The sequence below is a fragment of the Winogradskyella sp. genome (assembly GCF_965656915.1).
Taxonomy (GTDB): domain Bacteria; phylum Bacteroidota; class Bacteroidia; order Flavobacteriales; family Flavobacteriaceae; genus Winogradskyella.
In genome coordinates this window covers 1-2,441 of record NZ_CBFHMI010000108.1, presented here as the reverse complement: position 1 = coordinate 2,441, position 2,441 = coordinate 1, and the positions used below count along the sequence as shown (strand labels likewise).

The window sequence follows — 2,441 nt, the reverse complement described above, 5'->3', positions numbered from 1 at the left end:
AAGAACTTTAGAACCATTCACTACTTTTAACGGATTTTCTCTAGCGTCAATCATCATTTGTTTAATCTCCTGCGCACCTTTAATTCCTTTTTTAGTTAGAGAAATTAAACGCTCTTTAAAAAAACCGTGCTCTACATAAAGATCAATCAATTCTTGGTATATGGTCTTTCCATTAACTTTTGCTTGAGCGGCAATTTCGCAAGCTAAAAGAGTAGAGGTTACTGCATCTTTATCGCGTACAAAATCACCAACCATAAATCCAAAACTTTCTTCTCCGCCGCCAATAAAGTTAAGATGTGGAAAGTCCTTTATCATTTTAGCAATCCATTTAAAACCAGTTAGACCTATTTTACATTCAACATTGTAGGCTTCTGCTAGAGCTGACATCATTGGCGTAGAAACAATAGTAGAAGCAATAAACTCTTTACCTATTATTTTCTCATCGTTTTTCCATTGCTTTAATAGAAAGTCGGTCATTAATATCATGGTTTGGTTTCCGTTGAGAATCACCAGTTCATTTTCTAAATTTCTCACCACCACACCAAGTCGATCACAATCAGGATCTGTTCCTATAACAATATCTCCATCAATTTTTTCAGCTAACTCCATTGCCATTTTTAAGGCTTCTGGTTCTTCAGGATTAGGAGATTTTACCGTTGGAAAATCGCCATTAGGTTCACGCTGCTCTTCTACTATATTTACGTTTGTATATCCAGCACGTTTTAAAGTCTCTGGTATAGCGGTAATTGAGGTACCATGTAAAGATGTAAATACAACATTTAAATTTTCTTTAGCTGCTACTGAGGTATTAAAACTTCCATTTTTTATAGAATTTTCTATAAAGATATTATCAACCTCCTTGCCGATAAATTCAATAAGGTTTTCCTTAGCTTCAAATTTAATCTCTGAATAATCTAAGCTATTAATCTCTGCAATAATTTCTTCATCTTGTGGTGGCACTAACTGACCACCATCTTGCCAATAGACTTTATAACCATTATACTCTGGTGGATTGTGCGACGCCGTTAATACAATTCCACAATGGCAGTTTAAATGTTTGAGAGCAAATGATAATTCTGGTGTAGGTCTTAAATCTTCAAATAAATATACTTTAATACCATTAGCAGAAAAAACATCAGCTACTACTTTTCCAAATGTTTTACTATTATGTCTGCAATCGTAAGCAATGGCAACTTTTAATTGCTCATCTTTAAATTCTTGTTTAAGATAATTACTTAAACCCTGTGTATTTTTCCCAAGTGTATATTTGTTAATTCTATTGGTGCCTATTCCCATTACACCTCGCATTCCGCCAGTACCAAATTCTAAGTCTTTATAAAAACTTTCTTCTAATCCTTTTGGGTCAGAAGCAATCATGTGTTTTATTTGGTCTTGTGTGTCTTGATCAAAAGCTGGAGTTAACCAAGTATTTACACGTTTTAATATTTCTGGTTTAATGTAAATCATGCGAAGTAATTGTTATGGAGCAAAAGTAAGAAAATCATCAGTCGTTACTGAGTCCGAAATAAAAAAAACGTAATAATTATTCCAGATTTAAAACATCTTTAATGTGATATCGCTGTTCTTGTCTTTTTGTACGAAGAATGAGTTCACCTAAGAAGCCTGCAATAAAAAACTGGGAACCGATGATCATTGTAGATAATGCGATGTAAAATTGTGGTCGTTCTGTTATTAATCTTCCTGTTGGATTGAAGAATAATTTATCTAATCCAAGATATATAGCAAATCCAAAACCAATTATAAACATTAAGACACCAAGCGCACCAAAGAGATGCATAGGACGTTTTCCGAACCGGGAAATAAACCAAACCGTAATTAAATCTAAGAAACCATTGATAAACCTGTTCATCCCAAATTTGGTTTTACCATATTTTCGGGCTTGATGTTGAACTACTTTCTCACCAATTTTATTAAATCCTGCGTTTTTTGCCAATACTGGAATGTATCTATGCATTTCTCCATAAACATCAACATGTTTTACCAAGGAATAGCTGTAGGCCTTTAAACCACAATTAAAATCATGCAACTTAACTCCAGAAGTTCGTCTAGCAGCCCAATTAAATAATTTAGACGGAATATTCTTAGTAATTATAGAATCATAACGCTTTTTCTTCCAACCAGAAACTAGGTCTAACTTATCATTTATTATTAATGAATATAATTCTGGAATTTCATCTGGACTGTCTTGTAAATCTGCATCCATCGTGATAACAACATCACCTTTAGCTTTAGCAAAACCAGCATGTAATGCCTGACTTTTACCGAAATTTTTAAAAAAGCGAATGCCTTTTACATTTGTATTTTTTGCATAAAGTTTTGAAATAACTTCCCAAGAGCTATCAGTACTGCCGTCGTCTATAAAAAGAATTTCATAAGAAAACGAATTGGATTGCATCACTGATACAATCCAATCGTGTAAT

2 protein-coding genes are annotated in these 2,441 nt (G+C 33.4%); both read right to left on the bottom strand.

From position 1 onward, the window contains the following. A partial coding sequence (locus tag ACTG3Y_RS13485; RefSeq protein ID WP_439153439.1) for a phospho-sugar mutase occupies positions 1–1,467 on the bottom strand: 1,467 nt, incomplete at its 3' end. A 76-nt stretch (positions 1,468–1,543) separates the two neighbouring features. After that, a partial coding sequence (locus ACTG3Y_RS13480) for a glycosyltransferase family 2 protein (protein ID WP_439153438.1) occupies positions 1,544–2,441 on the bottom strand: 898 nt, incomplete at its 5' end.